Raw genomic sequence first — 18,583 nt, 5'->3', positions numbered from 1 at the left:
AAATCATATGGACGGTAAAACAAATAAAAATAACCATAATAAGCAAACGAATCATGACGATAATCAAAACGATGATTTAAGTATGTTCCGTAGAAGTAACGACTTTAGAACAAGAAAAAGGAAGAAGTTTAAAGATAAAGTTGACGATGAGCAATCATTTTCATCGAGTCATGATCACTTTGACAAAGAGAACACTAATAGGGACAACCATATAATGGATTTTAACGATGATGAGGAGAGTCAGGTTCGTCAAAATGAACCGGATGACCAAAATCGTACGTATTCAGAATCTATGCAAACTTCTCAAGATTGGGACTCATATTCAGATGATTATCATGAAAATGAAAGTGACTTAGAGAAGAATGAAACGTCGGATGATTTAGGCCAAACATCACATAAGGCAAATGAAACTACTAAAAATAGAAATAAAAAATCTAAAGAGAATTGGTTTCAAAAGTTAACAGGAAAGACAAAGTCAACAGATAAGAAAGATGAATCTGGTTATAAACAACAAGATTATGATAGTAAGGTTACACAATTTAATTCACCTACATTAGAAGAAAAAAGAGCACAACGGCGACAACGACAAAAGAGAATTCAATACACAGTCATAACAGTATTGGTTTTACTAATCGTAGTATTTTTACTTTATATGTTTACACCATTAAGTAAAATATCTAACGTGAAAATTGAAGGGAATCATAATGTGAGTAAAAGTCAGATTAATAAAGCATTAGATATTAAGCCAAGTTCACGTATGTATACATTTAGTAAAAGTAAAGCAAAGAGCAGTTTAAAGGAAAAAGAATTAATTAAAGATGTTAAAATAACAAAAGTAATACCTAATACATTAGATGTAAAAGTAACTGAATATCAGGTCGTTGGCTTGGAAAAATCAAAAGACAACTATGTACCTGTGTTAGAAGATGGTAAAGAATTAAAAGATTATGACGGCGAAATTGCACATGACGTTCCTATTATCGATGGTTTCAAAGAAGATAAAAAAGAAAAGATGATACAAGCGTTATCTGAAATGTCACCTAAAGCTAGAAATTTAATTGCGGAAATAAGTTATGCACCAGATAAGAATAAACAAAATAGAATTAAAATATTCACAAAAGATAACATCCAGGTGATTGGTGACATTACGACGATTGCAGACAAAATGAAGTATTATCCTCAAATGTCAGAATCATTATCTCGAAGTGATTCTGGTGACTTGAAAACCGATGGATACATTGATCTTTCAGTTGGTGCATCGTTCATTCCATATAAAAATAGTACAGGTGCACAATCAGAATCTGAACAAAGTGTATCGCAAACATCACAGAAAGAAACGGATGCAAAAGAAGAACTTCAGAGTGTGTTAAATAAAATTAATAAAGATTCAAAAGAAAATAATTAAAAAATTTTGATATTAGTATGTGTTTATAGTTCACAAGCTAATCAACGTATTGTAAACTAAACATAGTGTATTTTAATAGTAACTTGTCAGGAGGTGCCTATCTATGGAGGAACATTACTATGTAAGCATAGATATTGGTTCATCAAGTGTTAAAACAATAGTAGGCGAAAAATTTCACAATGGAATAAATGTGATAGGTACAGGACAAACCTATACAAGCGGTATAAAAAATGGATTAATTGATGACTTTGATATTGCTAGACAAGCTGTCAAGGATACAATTAAAAAAGCTTCTATCGCTTCAGGTGTAGACATCAAAGAAGTATTTTTAAAATTACCTATCATTGGAACAGAAGTGTATGATGAATCAAATGAAATAGAATTTTATGAAGATACTGAAATTAACGGAACACATATTGAATCTGTACTAGAAGGTATTAGAGATAAAAATGATGTTCCTGAAACAGAAGTGATTAACGTTTTCCCAATACGATTCGTTGTAGATAAGGAAAATGAAGTATCAGATCCAAAAGAATTAATCGCAAGACATTCACTTAAAGTGGATGCAGGCGTTATTGCTATTCAAAAATCAATCTTAATTAATATGATTAAATGTGTTGAATCATGTGGTGTAGATGTATTAGATGTATATTCTGATGCATATAATTACGGATCAATTTTATCAGCAACTGAGAAAGAATTTGGTGCATGTGTGATTGATATCGGTGAAGATTTAACACAAATTGCCTTCTATGAACGTGGCGAATTAGTAGATGCAGATTCAATTGAAATGGCTGGTCGTGATATTACTGATGATGTAGCACAAGGTTTAAATACATCATATGACACAGCTGAAAAGATAAAACATCAATATGGACATGCATTTTATGATTCAGCTTCAAGTCAAGATGTATTCACAGTTGATCAAATTGATAGTGAAGAACATGTTCAATATACTCAAAAAGATTTAAGCGACTTTATTGAAGCAAGAGTTGAAGATATATTCTTCGAAGTTTTTGATGTTTTACAAGAATTAGGTTTAACAAAAGTTAATGGTGGTTTTGTTGTAACAGGTGGATCAGCTAATTTATTAGGTGTAAGAGAATTATTACAAGATATGGTTAGTGAAAAAGTGAGAATTCACACTCCGTCACAAATGGGAATCAGAAAACCAGAATTTTCATCTGCGATTTCTACTATTTCTAGTAGTATCACTTTTGATGAATTATTAGATTATGTTACAATTAATTATCATGATAATGAGGAATTTGAAGAGGAAGTTATCGAATCTGATGAAAGAGATACTGACTCTAAATCAAGCGGTTTCGATTGGTTCAAACGCAAATCGAACAAAATAGATGTTTATGAGGATGAGCCTGAACCACCTCATGAAGAATATGACGACCGCGAAACTCATCTAGAAGAAGATCATCATAATGCTCAAGGTAAAGACAAAGAAGAAGGTAAATTTAAAAAACTCATGAAATCTTTATTTGAATGATTATTGGCCATTAAAACTAGGAGGAAATTTAAATGTTAGAATTTGAACAAGGATTTAATCATTTAGCGACTTTAAAAGTCATCGGTGTAGGTGGCGGCGGTAACAACGCTGTAAACCGTATGATTGACCACGGAATGAATAATGTAGAATTTATCGCTATTAATACGGATGGACAAGCTTTAAACTTATCTAAAGCCGAATCAAAAATCCAAATTGGTGAAAAATTAACTCGTGGATTAGGTGCTGGTGCTAACCCAGAAATCGGTAAAAAAGCTGCTGAAGAATCACGCGAACAAATTGAAGATGCAATCCAAGGTGCAGATATGGTATTCGTAACTGCAGGTATGGGTGGCGGTACTGGTACTGGTGCTGCTCCTGTAGTAGCTAAAATTGCTAAAGAAATGGGAGCGTTAACAGTTGGTGTTGTTACTCGTCCATTTGGTTTCGAAGGACGTAAACGTCAAACACAAGCTGCTGCCGGCGTTGAATCAATGAAAGCTGCTGTAGATACATTAATCGTTATTCCTAACGACCGTTTATTAGATATCGTAGACAAATCAACACCTATGATGGAAGCATTCAAAGAAGCTGACAACGTATTACGTCAAGGTGTACAAGGTATCTCTGATTTAATCGCAGTATCTGGAGAAGTTAACTTAGACTTTGCTGACGTTAAGACAATCATGTCTAACCAAGGTTCAGCATTAATGGGTATTGGTGTTTCTTCTGGAGAAAATAGAGCAGTAGAAGCAGCTAAAAAAGCAATTTCTTCACCATTACTTGAAACATCAATTGTTGGTGCTCAAGGTGTGCTTATGAATATTACTGGTGGCGAATCACTTTCATTATTCGAAGCACAAGAAGCTGCGGATATCGTTCAAGATGCTGCAGATGAAGATGTAAATATGATCTTCGGTACAGTAATCAATCCAGAATTACAAGATGAAATTGTAGTAACAGTAATTGCTACTGGATTTGAAGATAAACCATCATCTCAAGGTCGCAAAGCTTCTAGCACTGGATTTGGTTCAAGCGTAAATAGCGCTTCATCGACTTCTTCAGTTGGTAAAGAAGAATCAATCAGCAGTTCTGCATCAAGTTCATCTTCTGATAGTGTGACTGAAAGAAGTCATACGACTAAAGACGATGATATTCCAAGCTTCATCAGAAATAGAGAAGAAAGACGTTCTAGAAGAACAAGACGTTAATCTTATCTTAACCATTATACTTAAAGTCATCAGAAATATTTCTGATGACTTTTTAATTTATTTAAAATTTGATTTTTAATAACTCGTTGAAGAATAATTTTAAAATAATTAGTTTCAAGGACAGAAATAATAGTTTTAATTTAAATACGAATAAGAATGCTATATAATAGTTCTATAAAACATATTTAGACACTTTAATCGAAATTAATGAAAATTCATACTTAAGGTTGTGAAATAGTTGACTGAAAAATTTATAAAACAAAATCATTTTTTAGCATATAAAGACGATAAAATGACACATACTACCCTTGGTTTTACTACACGTGAGGGTGGCTTAAGTATGTATCCTGAAAAAGCATTTAATATGGCTAGATATGTAGATGATCGACAAGACAACATTACACAACATCAAAACATTTTAGCTAATATGATAGGCTTCCCACGAAGTGAGTGGGTTTTTCCGATACAAACACATGAGAATAAAGTTGCTAAAATAACATCAGATGATAAAGGTGTAAACATTGATGCTATTACAAATGGTTTACATGGTATAGATGGATTGTATACATATGAGCCCAATATATTATTAACGATGTGTTACGCAGATTGTGTACCCGTTTATTTCTATAGTGAGAAACATCATTATGTTGGACTTGCACATGCTGGTTGGCGGGGCACTTACGGAGAAATCGTTAAAGAGATGGTTCGACATATTGATTTTGATGTTACGGATTTAAATGTTGTTATTGGTCCGGCTACATCCAATTCATATGAAATTAATGATGATATTAAAATGAAATTTGAAACGCTAGATATTGATACAACTCAATTTATAGAAACACGTGATAGTGATAGACACGGCATTGATTTGAAAAAGGCCAACTCTCTTTTATTACAAAGTGTAGGTGTACCGGAAAGTAATATTTATATTACAGATTATGCTACATCTGAAAACCTGGATTATTTCTTTTCTTATAGAGTGGAAAAAGGACAAACTGGACGAATGTTAGCATTTATAGGAAGAAAGCAAGGTGATTCATAATGCGTGAAGTGAAAGATAATCTCGCTCAAATCAATTTAGAAATCAATGAGCATAGAGAAAAAAGTAACATTTCAACACAGCCTAACGTGATTGCAGTAACAAAGTATGTTACAATAGAGCGAGCTAAAGAAGCTTATCAAGCTGGAATTCGACATTTTGGAGAAAATAGACTTGAAGGGTTCAAAGAGAAGAAAGAAGCATTACCAAAAGATGCAGTGCTTCATTTTATCGGTTCTTTGCAATCTAGAAAGGTTAAAGATGTCATCAATGATGTTGATTATTTTCATGCTTTAGATAGAATGAGTTTAGCTAAAGAAATTAATAAGCGTGCCGAGCATACAATATCTTGTTTCTTACAAGTGAATGTTTCAGGTGAATCATCCAAACATGGGATTAGTTTAGATGAAGTGAATGCTTTTATTGAAGAAATTAAACAATTTGAAAATATAAAAATAGTCGGTTTAATGACGATGGCACCATATACGGATGATAATGCGTATATTCAGTCATTGTTTAGAAAATTGCGAACAAAAAGAGATGAAATTAAAAAACTCAATTTAGAATATGCACCGTGTGAAGAATTGTCGATGGGGATGAGTAATGACTATCCAATAGCAATTGAAGAAGGTGCAACATTTGTGAGAATTGGGACTAAACTTGTAGGAGAATAGGAGTGAGCCCCTTGGCTTTAAAAGATTTATTTAATGGATTTTTTGTTGTTGAAGATGAAGAAGAAGTAGAAGTACCAGAAGAATGTGAACCTGAGCGTGATCGTAAACCAGAACGTGAAGTAGAATCGCCAAAAGAACCTGTACAACAACCAGCTGCATCTAAAACAAGTGCGATTAAATCTGTACCTCAAAAAAGTACAACAAGATATAATACAACTTCTGAAGAAAGGAATTATCGTATGAGTAATAATTCTAAATCGAATACTAGAAATGTTGTAACAATGAATAATAACGTTCAATCAAATTATGCTACACAAGAAAGTTCAAAAATGTGTTTATTTGAACCACGAGTTTTCTCAGATACACAAGATATTGCAGATGAATTAAAAAATCGCCGTGCAACATTAGTTAACTTACAAAGAATCGACAAAGTTTCAGCAAAACGTATCATTGATTTCTTAAGTGGTACTGTATATGCCATTGGTGGCGATATCCAACGTGTAGGTACTGATATTTTCTTATGTACACCTGATAACGTCGAAGTTGCCGGTAGTATTACAGATCATATTGAAAACATGGAGCAACATTACGAATAAGGAGCTAACGTATGGATATTGGATTACTTAATACAATTTTCCAATTTATCATTTGGATCGTCCAAATTTATTATTTTGGTATGATTGTATATTTCTTTACATCTTGGGTACCAAGTATACGTGAATCTAAATTTGGTGAAATACTAGGTAAAATTTATGAACCATTTTTAGAACCATTTAGAAAAATCATTCCACCTATTGGAATGATTGATATTTCATCAATTGCTGCTATTATAGTTTTAGTTTTATTCCAAAGAGGACTAGTAACTATTTTTAACATGATTTTAGCTTATTTAGCGAGATAGTTAGTTTAGACAGCAATATAAATATGATGATCATAAACGAGGTGATTGGAAACGTTCCATGTTGCCTCGTTTTATTGTTGCATGGATAAAAAAATGATAATTTAAATAATTCATATTAAAGTTAAGCGGGGGATAAGCCATCGATATTTATCAACATTTTCGAAAAGAAGAACAAAGCTTGATTGATATTTTAATTGATAAATGTGAACAAGCTGAACGGCACTATTCGCCTGTGCTAACCACATTCTTAGATCCAAGAGGGCAATATATTTTAGAAGTGATTAGTGGCAGTTATGACGATTTGAAAGTACATTTTAATGGTGGACCGAGAGCAGAACGACAACGTGCCGTGATTGCACCATCATATTATGAACCAGATGAAAGTGACTTTGAACTCACATTAATTGAAATACATTATCCTGAAAAGTTTGTAACTATTCAACATCAACACGTTTTAGGTACGCTGATGTCTTTAGGAATTGATAGAAATCAACTTGGTGATATCATTGTTGGGGAACGTATTCAATTTGTTTTGACAAAAGCATTAGAATCATTTATTATGTTAGAATTCACTAGAATCAAAGGTGCTACAATTAAACTTAATTCTATTCCGTTGGAAGATATGATACAATCAGAAGAGAATTGGAAGATTCAAAGTTCAACAGTGAGTGCACTTAGACTTGATGTCGTATTAAAAGATATGATTCATAAATCAAGATCTATTGCGAAACAACTTATAGAGAAGAAGAGAGTCAAAGTAAATCATACCATTATTGATTCACCAGATTTTCAATTAGAAATGAATGACTTACTTTCCATACAAGGATTCGGAAGAGCTCAAGTAACCGATATTGGTGGAAGAACGAAAAAAGATAAAATACACATAACCTATCATACATTATTTAAATAGTGTAAAATTAAGGAGGATACACAATGCCTTTTACACCAAGTGAAATTAAAAGCAAAGAGTTTACTCGTGTGAAAAATGGTTTAGAACCTACTGAAGTTGCAAACTATTTAGACCAGTTAAGTACTGAAATAGAACGTTTAAAAGAAGATAAAAAACAACTTGAAAAAGTCATCGAAGAAAGAGATACTAATATTAAGTCTTATCAAGATGTTCACCAATCAGTGAGCGATGCTTTAGTGCAAGCTCAAAAAGCTGGCGAAGAAACGAAATTAGCTGCGAATAAAGATGCAGAGGCAACAATTGCTAAAGCACAAGCTCAAGCAGACCAAATTGTTAATGATGCTATCGAAAAAGCACGTCGCTTAGCTTTCCAAACTGAAGATATGAAACGCCAATCTAAAGTATTTAGATCACGTTTCCGTATGTTAGTTGAAGCTCAATTAGACTTGTTGAAGAATGAAGATTGGGATTACCTATTAAATTATGATTTAGATGCTGAACAGGTCACTTTAGAAGACATTCATCATTTAAACGATAATGATTTAACAGAAGAAGAAAAAGCCATGAAAAATAATGCTCAAAGTCAATCACAATCAACACAAACGTCTGAGACTAAATCAACGTCTCAAAGTGATTCAACAAGTACAAGTCAATCTGAATCAACGAATCTAAAATAACAATTAAATTTGAAGTCAGACGCGTAAGAAACACTACACTTATTACAGCGAATTAGGAGATGGTGGGAGCCTAATATAAGCATGTTTCTTATATCACTGACTTATCATTATGAATAAAGAACCAAGAGAGAACTCTAAGTTGAGTTAATCAGGGTGGTACCGCGGTATAACCGTCCCTGTTAATTGAACTTAGAGTTCTTTTTTATAATTAGGAGGAATGAAAGTATATGAATTATAAAGATACGTTATTAATGCCCAAAACAGAATTTCCAATGCGAGGCGGATTACCAAATAAAGAGCCAAAAATCCAAGAACAATGGGATGCAGACAATCAATACGAAAAAGCGTTAGAGAAAAATAAAGGTAATGCCTCATATATTTTACATGATGGACCACCATATGCGAATGGTAGTTTACATATGGGACATGCATTAAACAAAATCATTAAAGACTTTATTGTTCGTTACAAAACAATGCAAGGTTTTTATGCACCATACGTCCCTGGTTGGGATACACATGGTCTTCCAATTGAACAAGCTTTAACTAAAAAAGGTGTAGATCGTAAAAAAATGTCTACCGCTGAATTTAGAGAAAAATGTAAAGAATTTGCTCTAGAACAAATTGAAATTCAAAAGAAAGATTTCAAACGTCTAGGTGTACGTGGTGACTTTAACGATCCATATATCACATTGAAACCAGAATATGAAGCTGCTCAAATTCGATTATTTGGTGAAATGGCAGAAAAAGGACTTATTTATAAAGGTAAAAAACCTGTTTATTGGTCACCATCAAGTGAATCATCTCTTGCAGAAGCGGAAATCGAATATCATGACAAACGTTCAGCATCAATTTATGTAGCATTTGATGTTAAAGATGATAAAGGTGTTGTAGACAAAGATGCACAATTTATTATCTGGACAACTACACCTTGGACAATTCCTTCTAATGTTGCGATTACTGTTCATCCAGAATTAAAATATGGCCAATATAATGTAAATGGTAAAAAATACATTATTGCTCAAGCTTTAGCAGAAACAGTAGCAGAAGCTCTAGAATGGGATCAAGATACGATTCAACTTGAAAAAGAATTTACAGGTAAAGAATTAGAATATGTTGAAGCACAACATCCATTCTTAGATCGTACTTCTTTAGTGATTAACGGTGAACATGTTACAACTGATGCTGGTACAGGTTGTGTTCATACAGCACCTGGACACGGGGAAGACGACTATATTGTTGGTCAAAAATATGATTTACCAGTGATCAGTCCATTAAATGATAAAGGTGTCTTCACTGAAGAAGGTGGACCTTTTGAAGGTATGTTCTATGATAAAGCGAATAAAGCAGTAACGGACTTATTAACTGAGAAAGATGCATTATTAAAATTAAACTTTATTACACATAGTTATCCACATGATTGGAGAACGAAAAAACCAGTTATCTTCCGTGCTACACCACAATGGTTTGCATCAATTAATAAAGTGAGACAAGACATCTTAGATGCAATTGAAGATACTCAATTTAAAGTAGATTGGGGTAAAACACGTATCTATAATATGATTCGTGACCGTGGTGAATGGGTAATTTCACGTCAACGTGTTTGGGGTGTACCACTACCTGTATTTTATGCAGAAAATGGCGACATCATCATGACGAAAGAAACTGTAAATCATGTTGCAGATTTATTTGAACAACATGGTTCTAATATCTGGTTTGAAAAAGAAGCCAAAGATTTATTACCGGAAGGCTTTACACATCCAGGAAGTCCAAACGGTGAATTTACGAAAGAAAATGACATCATGGATGTATGGTTCGATTCTGGTTCATCTCATAGAGGTGTCCTTGAAACACGTCCAGAATTAAGTTTCCCAGCTGACTTATACTTTGAAGGTAGTGACCAATACCGTGGTTGGTTTAACTCATCTATTACTACTTCTGTTGCGACAAGAGGTCAAGCACCATATAAATTCTTATTATCTCATGGTTTCGTTATGGACGGAGAAGGTAAAAAAATGAGTAAATCATTAGGAAATGTCATTGTGCCTGATCAAGTCGTTAAACAAAAAGGTGCAGATATTGCACGCCTGTGGGTAAGTAGTACAGACTATTTAGCAGATGTACGTATTTCAGATGAAATCTTAAAACAAACTTCTGATGTATATCGTAAAATCAGAAACACATTGAGATTTATGTTAGGTAATGTGAGTGATTTCAATCCTGAAACAGATAGCATCGCTGAAGCAGAGTTATTAGAAGTAGATCGTTATTTATTACATCGTTTACGTGAATTTACTGCAAGTACAATTAACAATTATGAAAACTTTGATTATCTTAATATCTATCAAGAAGTTCAAAACTTTATCAATGTTGAATTAAGTAACTTCTACTTAGATTATGGTAAAGATATCCTTTATATCGAAGAACGTTCTTCACATAAACGTCGTAGTATGCAAACAGTACTTTATCAAATCTTAGTTGATATGACTAAGTTGCTTGCACCAATTTTAGTGCATACAGCAGAGGAAGTTTGGTCACATACACCTCATGTTAAAGAAGAAAGTGTTCACTTAGCTGATATGCCTAAAGTTGAAGAAGTAGATCAACAATTATTAGATAAATGGAATACATTTATGAACTTACGTGATGATGTGAACCGTGCCTTAGAAGCAGCGCGTAATGAAAAAGTAATTGGTAAATCATTAGAAGCTAAAGTTGTGATTGGTAGTAATCAAGACTTTAATGCTACAGAGTTCTTACAACAATTTGATGATTTACAACAATTATTTATCACTTCACAAGCGGAGGTTGTTGATCAAGTTGATAACGGCGTATCATATCAACATGGTGACATCCGTATTGAACATGCTGAAGGTGAAAAATGTGAAAGATGTTGGAACTATAGTGATCAATTAGGTTCTGTTGGCGAATTAGATCACTTATGTCCACGTTGCCAAGAAGTAGTTAAGACATTAATTTAATAGGTAAAATTGTATTCAAACTGTTAGCAAAGTCGGATGACTTTGCTAACAGTTTTTATTTTATAACGACTTGGGATATTATGGGTATTATTAAATATTAGAAAGTATTATCGAAATTAGCCTAATACATTATGAACACATCATCACTTAATTAGTATTGATATGAATTGCAATTAAGTTGCTTTTGTTTTGATTTTTTTGCATAATATTTAAAATATGAGTCATAATTCATAAGTAAAGAAAGTTATACAGATAAGTTATTTTGAAAGAGGTACATGGAATGTTTCATAATAAAGATGCAAATTTTGTCAACGGAATAACGATTAATGTGAGAGATAAAGATGCACTCAAACCATTTTACGAACAGATTTTAGGATTTAATATCGTAAACGAAACAATGACGAGTATTCAATATGAAGTAGGCATGTCTAATCATTTCATTATTTTAAATGAAATTGCTAACGGTAGAGAACCACTAATGTCAGAAGCAGGCTTATTTAATGTTGGTATAATACTACCTTCATTATCAGATTTAGCAGATTTGTTAGTACAATTAAGTGACTATGAAATTCCAGTAAATGGTGGAGAGCAGAGTGTGGCTACATCTCTTTTTATCGAAGATCCAGAAGGAAATGGTTTGAAATTCTATGTAGATCAAGATTTTGAAGAATGGCATTATGAAGATGACAAAGTGTTACTTAATATCGTACCGATTAATGTACCACGTTTATTAAATGAAGTATCAGATGAAAAATGGCAAGGTATACCAGATGATGCTAAAATTGGTACCTTGCATTTGAAATCGATTCGTATTTCTGAAGTTAAACCATACTATTTAAATTATTTTGGTTTAGAAGAATCTGCATATATGGATGATTATTCGCTCTTTTTATCATCTCAACATTATCATCATCATTTAGCATTAAATCAATGGATTTCTGGAACCAAACGTGTAGATAATGCGCACTCGTATGGTTTAGCGCTTGTAGACTTTCATTATCCAGAGACAACACATTTAAATATCAAAGGACCAGATGGTATCTACTTTAGATTTAATTTTATAAAAGAAGAGTGATGAAGTGAAGAAAAGTATTTTTTGGATGTTATTTATAACGATAGGTCTAACGCTAGCAGCAATTTTTGATGGTTTAAATAATCAAGATATGACTGAACCTAAAAATCATTTATTAGAGTTTAATCCGATGAAATATAATACGTATCAAAAAGGACAATGCACTTATTATGTGTTCGATAAAGTGAGAGAAGACCATCATCAAATTGCAAATTCTTGGCATGACGCTAAAGATTGGGCGAAAAATGCTAAAAAAGATCAATATAAAGTCAATCAACATCCTAAAGAAGGTGCGATTCTACAGACAACTGAAGGAAAATATGGTCATGTAGCCTACATTGAAAAAGTGAACGATGATCAATCATTGTACGTTTCAGAAATGAATTTTAAAAAGCCGTATGAAATATCAAATAGAACAATACCAGCGAATGACGTTGATCAATATCAATATATTCATCCTAAAGAGAATCAACATATATCGTAATGATGAAATGAGTTTAGGCTAGGCATCAATATATTTCAAGTTACATTGATATTAAGGCAGTAGTTGACTTACACATGCGTATTGACTCATGTGTTCAAATTAAGCTTTAGCGGTATACATGAACTAAAGTTCATGCATAAAACCGTCTAAGTAATAAATTACAAAGACGGTCTAATGTACCAAGCTTTTCATTTCTAGTCAACCTTGCCGGGGGACGGACCCCAAACATAGAGAATTTCGAAAAGAAAATCTACAGACAATGCAAGTTGGGGATGGACAACGATAAAGAAATACTTTTTCTTTAGAAATTAGTGTTTCTTATGCATGAGTTTCACTCATGTATTTCTATTTTAAAGTACACATTAGCTGTGGCTAATGCGTAAGAACCACTACATAATCAATGATTAGTGGTTCTTAATGATTTCTATCCCACTTCCATTTGTTTGTTGTATCAATTATTTATTATGAAGCTAACCTGTTTTTATATTCATGTTTAAGATATAATGAATGTTGTTGTAAAAAAAGTGATGAATGGTTCTGAATGGAGGAACATGAATGAAAAAGAAATATTATGTCGGTATTTCATTACTCGTAGCCTTTTTAATCATTGTCATTGACCAAGTGACAAAATGGATTATTGCTAGTTCAATGAAAATAGGCGATTCTTACGAAGTGATACCCAATTTTTTAAATATAACGTCACATAGAAATAATGGTGCTGCTTGGGGTATATTAAGTGGTAAAATGTTTTTCTTTTATATTATTACAGTGATTATTTTAATTGTACTTGTATTGTTCTTTATTAAAGAAGCGCAATATAATTTATTTATGCAGTTAGCGATAAGTTTATTGTTTGCAGGTGCTTTAGGAAATTTCATTGATCGTTTATTTAATGGAGAAGTTGTTGATTTTATTGATACAAATATTTTTGGATATGATTTTCCTATCTTCAATGTAGCCGATTCAAGTTTAACAATTGGTGTGATATTAGTTATTATTGCGCTACTTAAAGATACAACAAATAAAGGTTAGGAGGTCTGATTATGGAAACGTATGAATATACGATTACAGATAGTAATCATGTTGGACAGAGATTAGATAAAGTATTACCAGAATTAAACAGTGGTTGGTCACGTAGCCAAATTCAAGATTGGATTAAAGAAGATCTTGTGAAAGTAAATGACAAAGTAGTCAAACCCAATTATAAAGTGAAGCAAAATGACAATATCGTCGTGACTGAACAAGAAGTCGTAGAAGCAGATATCACACCGGAAAATTTAAATCTTGATATTTTTTATGAAGATGATGATGTTGCTATTGTTTATAAACCAAAAGGTATGGTAGTGCATCCCTCACCAGGCCATTACACTGGTACGTTAGTAAATGGATTGATGTATCAAATTAAAAATTTATCTGGTATAAACGGTGAAATTCGTCCAGGTATTGTTCACAGAATTGATATGGATACATCTGGCTTATTAATGGTTGCTAAAAATGACATTGCGCATCGTGGATTAGTTGAACAATTAATGGCTAAATCAGTTAAACGTAAATATATTGCACTTGTACATGGAAATATTCCACATGACTATGGAACAGTAGATGCGCCTATTGGACGTAATAAGAAAGATCGTCAAGCGATGGCGGTCGTAGATGATGGCAAAGAAGCAGTTACACACTTTAACGTCTTAGAACATTTTAAAGATTACACTTTAATAGAATGTGAACTTGAAACAGGACGTACGCACCAAATTCGTGTTCATATGAAATACATTGGATTTCCATTAGTCGGAGATCCTAAATATGGTCCTAAAAAAACATTAGATATAGGTGGTCAAGCCTTACATGCAGGTGTGATAGGTTTTGAGCATCCGGTTACACATGAATATATTGAAAGAACAGCAGAATTACCTCAGGAATTTGAAGATTTATTAGCCGATATTAGAAAAAGAGACGCTTAGTAAAAGGTATAAAATAATAAATACTATCAAAGCACCTAAATGATATGTCATTGTCATTTAGGGGCTTTTTTTATACTCAAAAGGAATATGTTAGATGATATAAGGTGTTATTTATAGAGTAATCATAAAATGAGTTGTACTTTCTTCAAAATAAAATATATAAACTTAACATGTAATATGCTATGATATGTTGAAAACAAAGTGAAAGTAGGAACAAATTAAATGGAAACATCGTATCAACCTCGACATTTACAAGAGAAAAGTGCGGGATTTCATGAATTATTCTTCGATTTAATATTTGTTTATGCGATGCAAAAGATGGCACATGTCATTTTAAATGTACACGAGGGGACCATATCATCTGAATTATTTTTAAAGTATATCATTATGAGTGTGTTTTTATGGATATTATGGTCGCATCAAACATTTTATACGAATAGATTTGGAGAAACGACAACTAAAGATGTCATATTTATGATGTTTAACTTGTTTGTATTAGTCTTTTTATCGAATAGTTTATATCCTGATTTTGAAAAAACATTCTTTCCATTCTTTTTATGTGTTGGAATTCTATATCTAAGTATTAGTATTCAATATGGTTTACATTTAACTAAAACAAAACATAAACCTGATTATAAAACGTGTCAGGCATTTGCATTAGTAGCATTAATCGTTGCAATCCTATCATTTGTATCACTTGTATTACCGAAAAGTATTCATTATATTCCAGGATTTTTAGGATTATTTATTGCTTCAACAGGCTTGATTCCATACCGAAAATATTTATATCAATCACCTGTGAATTTATCACATTTAGTTGAAAGATTCTCATTGTTGACGATTATTATATTTGGTGAGGTTTTAGTTGGATTAAAATCTATATTTAGTATAGAGCATTTTAACTATATTTATATATTTCAATTTTTAATTGTCGTAAGTTTATTTGGAACGTATTGGTTAGTGACTGAAAGTCATATTAATTTACATCAAACAACGATTGGTTTCCAATTGGTTTATACACACTTATTGATTAATGTAGCATTAGGTATATTAAATGCTGCTGTTATTTTTAGTGACTCGCATCAGTTAAGTGCCATTTTTGAAATCTGTATGATGCATGGTAGTATCTTATTATTTTATATTGGGGTTTGGATTAATACGACATATTTTCATAAAGAACTTAAAAACATCAAATATATTATGATTGGTGCTATGATGTTGGTTGTATCATTTATTATTAGTATATTATTAAAAGATAACCAAGATATTATGATTATTAGCATAGCGATTGCGAATACTTTAGTTATGCTATTGTATTATAAAAATATCAAAAACGTACAACGTCTGTGATTAAATAAACTTCCATATGGGATGTTGAAGACGTCATATAATAAATATTTAAAAAATTATAATCAATCAAGTATTTTATTGGAAAAGACGTTGACTATTTGTAACTTTAGGATTAAACTAATAACAGTTTAAATATAAAAGTAGTCTTTAAAGATAAGTCCAGAGAGGCTTCAAAGACATGAAAATGATACTGATATACATGATTGTAATCAATTCAATGACCTAATACTAACGATTTATTATTGAATGCTTGCAAATCAAACGGTTAAGAATATGTGTGGAATACTGTTTAGTTGCATCAGGACTAAATTTATATCACGCATTGTCTATATATCAACCTCATGTCTTTGTTAAAGACGTGAGGTTTTTTTGATATGAATAAGAGATAGAGGTGAGACAATGTCTGAACGCATCATAATGGATGAAGCAGCAATTCAACGTACGGTTACTCGAATTGCACATGAAATATTAGAGTATAACAAAGGTACTGAGAATTTAGTTTTACTAGGCATTAAAACTCGTGGTGCATATTTAGCTTATCGTATTCAAGAAAAAATAAATATGATAGAGCAACAACTTGTACCAACAGGCACAATTGATATAACACAATTCCGTGATGATATTGATCATGTTTCAAAGCAATCATTCGACAAAGCTTTTGAAATAGATGTAGACATTACAGGAAAAGTTGTCATTATCATTGATGACGTCTTATACACAGGAAGAACTGTCAGAGCGTCATTAGATGCCATCTTATTACATGCAAGACCAATTAAAATTGGTTTAGCTACGCTAGTTGATCGAGGCCACAGAGAGCTTCCAATTCGCGCAGATTTTGTAGGAAAAAACATACCAACTGCACGAGATGAATCCGTTAAAGTGTACTTAACTGAAAAGGATTCAAGTAATGCAGTTATAATAGAATAATATCCCTTTTAAAGCAGTACGAGAGACTGAAAAAGGTGAAATGAATATATGAGCAAAGTAGTTACGATAAAAACATTATGTTAACTACTGTATTTATATAGCTTAAATACTTCATATCATTCGCTTTAGTCTCTTTGCATAACTGTATGTAAAGAGATTTTTTTATGAAAGGAAATGAATCACCATGGAAAATGAACAAATGTTTGAAAGAACGGTACAACCAGTATTAGATGTTAAAGATAAACCAAAACCAGCACAGTGGGCGTTTTTAAGCTTACAACATTTATTTGCGATGTTTGGATCGACGGTACTTGTACCATTTTTAACAGGACTGCCTATTTCAGCAGCATTACTTGCATCAGGAATTGGAACATTGTTATACATACTCATTACTAAAGCTAAAATACCAGCATATTTGGGCTCTAGTTTTGCTTTCATCACACCAATCATTACAGGATTAAGTACGCATAGTTTAGGAGACATGTTAGTCGCGCTCTTCATGAGTGGTTTAATGTACGTCATTATTGGTATCTTAATTCGTTTTAGTGGTACAGGTTGGTTAATGCACTTACTTCCACCAGTTGTAGTTGGACCTGTAATAATGGTTATTGGATTAAGTCTTGCGCCAACTGCAGTTAACATGGCAATGTACGAAAACTCTGCGGATATGAAAGGTTATAACTTAAGTTATTTACTAGTGGCATTAATCACACTCATAGTAACAATCGTTGTGCAAGGATTCTTCAAAGGATTCTTATCATTAATTCCTGTATTAATAGGAATCATTGTCGGTTATATCGTTTCTATCTTTATGGGATTGGTCAAATTTGCACCGATTGCAAAAGCAAAATGGTTAGCATTTCCAGATATTTACTTACCATTTAAAGATTATGTACCTTCCTTCCATTTAGGTTTGGTGCTAGTCATGATTCCAGTCGTGTTTGTAACTGTCAGTGAGCATATTGGACACCAAATGGTAATCAACAAAATTGTAGGTAAAAACTTCTTTAAAGATCCAGGTCTAGATAAATCAATCATTGGTGACGGTGTGTCAACGATGGTTGCAAGTATCATAGGTGGACCACCAAGCACAACTTATGGTGAAAACATTGGTGTATTAGCGATTACGAAAATTTATAGTATTTATGTGATTGGTGGTGCTGCAGTCATCGCAATCGTACTTGCATTCATTGGTAAATTTACAGCACTTATTTCTTCTATACCAACACCGGTTATGGGTGGTGTGTCCATACTATTATTTGGCATTATCGCAGCAAGTGGTTTGAGAATGATTGTAGAAAGCAATGTTGATTTTGCTAACAATAGAAACTTAGTTATAGCATCAGTCATCTTAGTCGTTGGTATTGGAAATTTATTAATCAATTTAAAAGGCATCGGCGTTAACTTACAACTTGAAGGAATGGCATTATCAGCTTTATCAGGCATTATCTTAAATTTAATCTTACCTAAAAAATAGTTAGATATTCTGAGGAGGC

The 18,583-nt window shown here is 32.5% G+C and carries 17 protein-coding genes; all 17 read left to right on the top strand.

Annotated elements, in window-relative coordinates; genetic code table 11:
- The first annotated feature begins 7 nt into the window (after positions 1–7).
- A complete protein-coding gene (locus tag P7F85_RS08035) occupies positions 8–1,405 on the top strand; it encodes a cell division protein FtsQ/DivIB (protein WP_002465495.1) in 1,398 nt (465 codons plus the stop codon).
- Positions 1,406–1,508: 103 nt separating this feature from the next.
- Positions 1,509–2,906: a cell division protein FtsA gene (gene ftsA / locus P7F85_RS08030; RefSeq protein ID WP_046464361.1), complete on the top strand. Its 1,398-nt coding sequence runs from the start codon at positions 1,509–1,511 to the stop codon at positions 2,904–2,906.
- A gap of 32 nt (positions 2,907–2,938) precedes the next feature.
- Positions 2,939–4,114: a cell division protein FtsZ gene (gene ftsZ, locus P7F85_RS08025; protein WP_002465489.1), complete on the top strand. Its 1,176-nt coding sequence runs from the start codon at positions 2,939–2,941 to the stop codon at positions 4,112–4,114.
- 238 nt (positions 4,115–4,352) lie between these two features.
- Complete coding sequence (pgeF, locus tag P7F85_RS08020) at positions 4,353–5,156, top strand: peptidoglycan editing factor PgeF (protein ID WP_002465496.1); 804 nt, start codon at positions 4,353–4,355, stop codon at positions 5,154–5,156.
- Positions 5,157–5,164: 8 nt separating this feature from the next.
- Positions 5,165–5,827, top strand: a complete 663-nt coding sequence (locus tag P7F85_RS08015) for a YggS family pyridoxal phosphate-dependent enzyme (protein ID WP_162832900.1) — start codon at positions 5,165–5,167, stop codon at positions 5,825–5,827.
- A 2-nt stretch (positions 5,828–5,829) separates the two neighbouring features.
- A complete protein-coding gene (locus tag P7F85_RS08010; RefSeq protein ID WP_031463945.1) occupies positions 5,830–6,423 on the top strand; it encodes a cell division protein SepF in 594 nt (197 codons plus the stop codon).
- 11 nt (positions 6,424–6,434) lie between these two features.
- The gene (locus P7F85_RS08005) at positions 6,435–6,728 is read left to right on the top strand and encodes a YggT family protein (RefSeq protein WP_002450621.1); all 294 of its coding nucleotides are present in this window, start codon (positions 6,435–6,437) and stop codon (positions 6,726–6,728) included.
- Between the two features lie 139 nt (positions 6,729–6,867).
- Positions 6,868–7,638, top strand: a complete 771-nt coding sequence (locus P7F85_RS08000; protein WP_037539754.1) for a YlmH family RNA-binding protein — start codon at positions 6,868–6,870, stop codon at positions 7,636–7,638.
- A 23-nt stretch (positions 7,639–7,661) separates the two neighbouring features.
- Positions 7,662–8,315: a DivIVA domain-containing protein gene (locus tag P7F85_RS07995; RefSeq protein ID WP_002465492.1), complete on the top strand. Its 654-nt coding sequence runs from the start codon at positions 7,662–7,664 to the stop codon at positions 8,313–8,315.
- 227 nt (positions 8,316–8,542) lie between these two features.
- Positions 8,543–11,293 (top strand): isoleucine--tRNA ligase, encoded by a 2,751-nt coding sequence (ileS, locus tag P7F85_RS07990; RefSeq protein WP_015365100.1) that lies wholly within the window; start codon positions 8,543–8,545, stop codon positions 11,291–11,293.
- Positions 11,294–11,573: 280 nt separating this feature from the next.
- Positions 11,574–12,368 carry a VOC family protein gene (locus P7F85_RS07985; RefSeq protein ID WP_002465494.1) on the top strand — a complete coding sequence of 265 codons (795 nt, stop codon included), beginning with the start codon at positions 11,574–11,576 and terminating at the stop codon, positions 12,366–12,368.
- A gap of 4 nt (positions 12,369–12,372) precedes the next feature.
- Complete coding sequence (locus P7F85_RS07980) at positions 12,373–12,849, top strand: CHAP domain-containing protein (protein WP_015365099.1); 477 nt, start codon at positions 12,373–12,375, stop codon at positions 12,847–12,849.
- Positions 12,850–13,404: 555 nt separating this feature from the next.
- Complete coding sequence (gene lspA, locus P7F85_RS07975; RefSeq protein WP_002466200.1) at positions 13,405–13,881, top strand: signal peptidase II; 477 nt, start codon at positions 13,405–13,407, stop codon at positions 13,879–13,881.
- A gap of 11 nt (positions 13,882–13,892) precedes the next feature.
- Positions 13,893–14,810 carry an RluA family pseudouridine synthase gene (locus P7F85_RS07970; protein ID WP_002466204.1) on the top strand — a complete coding sequence of 306 codons (918 nt, stop codon included), beginning with the start codon at positions 13,893–13,895 and terminating at the stop codon, positions 14,808–14,810.
- 222 nt (positions 14,811–15,032) lie between these two features.
- Positions 15,033–16,160: a low temperature requirement protein A gene (locus tag P7F85_RS07965; protein ID WP_031463947.1), complete on the top strand. Its 1,128-nt coding sequence runs from the start codon at positions 15,033–15,035 to the stop codon at positions 16,158–16,160.
- Positions 16,161–16,559: 399 nt separating this feature from the next.
- Complete coding sequence (gene pyrR, locus P7F85_RS07960; RefSeq protein WP_002466195.1) at positions 16,560–17,087, top strand: bifunctional pyr operon transcriptional regulator/uracil phosphoribosyltransferase PyrR; 528 nt, start codon at positions 16,560–16,562, stop codon at positions 17,085–17,087.
- Between the two features lie 184 nt (positions 17,088–17,271).
- Positions 17,272–18,564 (top strand): uracil-xanthine permease family protein, encoded by a 1,293-nt coding sequence (locus tag P7F85_RS07955; protein WP_002466191.1) that lies wholly within the window; start codon positions 17,272–17,274, stop codon positions 18,562–18,564.
- Positions 18,565–18,583: the final 19 nt, after the last annotated feature.

The organism is Staphylococcus sp. aM (genome assembly GCF_052975125.1).
Note: the sequence above shows the minus strand (reverse complement) of the source record. Positions and strands in the feature narration are given on the sequence as shown.

Excerpts from the sequence above, each read along its gene's own strand:
- P7F85_RS07970 (WP_002466204.1), top strand. The coding sequence starts at position 13,893 with ATGGAAACGTATGAATATACGATTACAGATAGTAATCATGTTGGACAG.
- P7F85_RS08035 (WP_002465495.1), top strand. The coding sequence starts at position 8 with ATGGACGGTAAAACAAATAAAAATAACCATAATAAGCAAACGAATCAT.
- P7F85_RS07995 (WP_002465492.1), top strand. The coding sequence starts at position 7,662 with ATGCCTTTTACACCAAGTGAAATTAAAAGCAAAGAGTTTACTCGTGTG.
- P7F85_RS07955 (WP_002466191.1), top strand. The coding sequence starts at position 17,272 with ATGGAAAATGAACAAATGTTTGAAAGAACGGTACAACCAGTATTAGAT.
- P7F85_RS08005 (WP_002450621.1), top strand. The coding sequence starts at position 6,435 with ATGGATATTGGATTACTTAATACAATTTTCCAATTTATCATTTGGATC.
- pyrR (WP_002466195.1), top strand. The coding sequence starts at position 16,560 with ATGTCTGAACGCATCATAATGGATGAAGCAGCAATTCAACGTACGGTT.
- ftsA (WP_046464361.1), top strand. The coding sequence starts at position 1,509 with ATGGAGGAACATTACTATGTAAGCATAGATATTGGTTCATCAAGTGTT.
- lspA (WP_002466200.1), top strand. The coding sequence starts at position 13,405 with ATGAAAAAGAAATATTATGTCGGTATTTCATTACTCGTAGCCTTTTTA.
- P7F85_RS07985 (WP_002465494.1), top strand. The coding sequence starts at position 11,574 with ATGTTTCATAATAAAGATGCAAATTTTGTCAACGGAATAACGATTAAT.
- ftsZ (WP_002465489.1), top strand. The coding sequence starts at position 2,939 with ATGTTAGAATTTGAACAAGGATTTAATCATTTAGCGACTTTAAAAGTC.
- P7F85_RS07965 (WP_031463947.1), top strand. The coding sequence starts at position 15,033 with ATGGAAACATCGTATCAACCTCGACATTTACAAGAGAAAAGTGCGGGA.
- ileS (WP_015365100.1), top strand. The coding sequence starts at position 8,543 with ATGAATTATAAAGATACGTTATTAATGCCCAAAACAGAATTTCCAATG.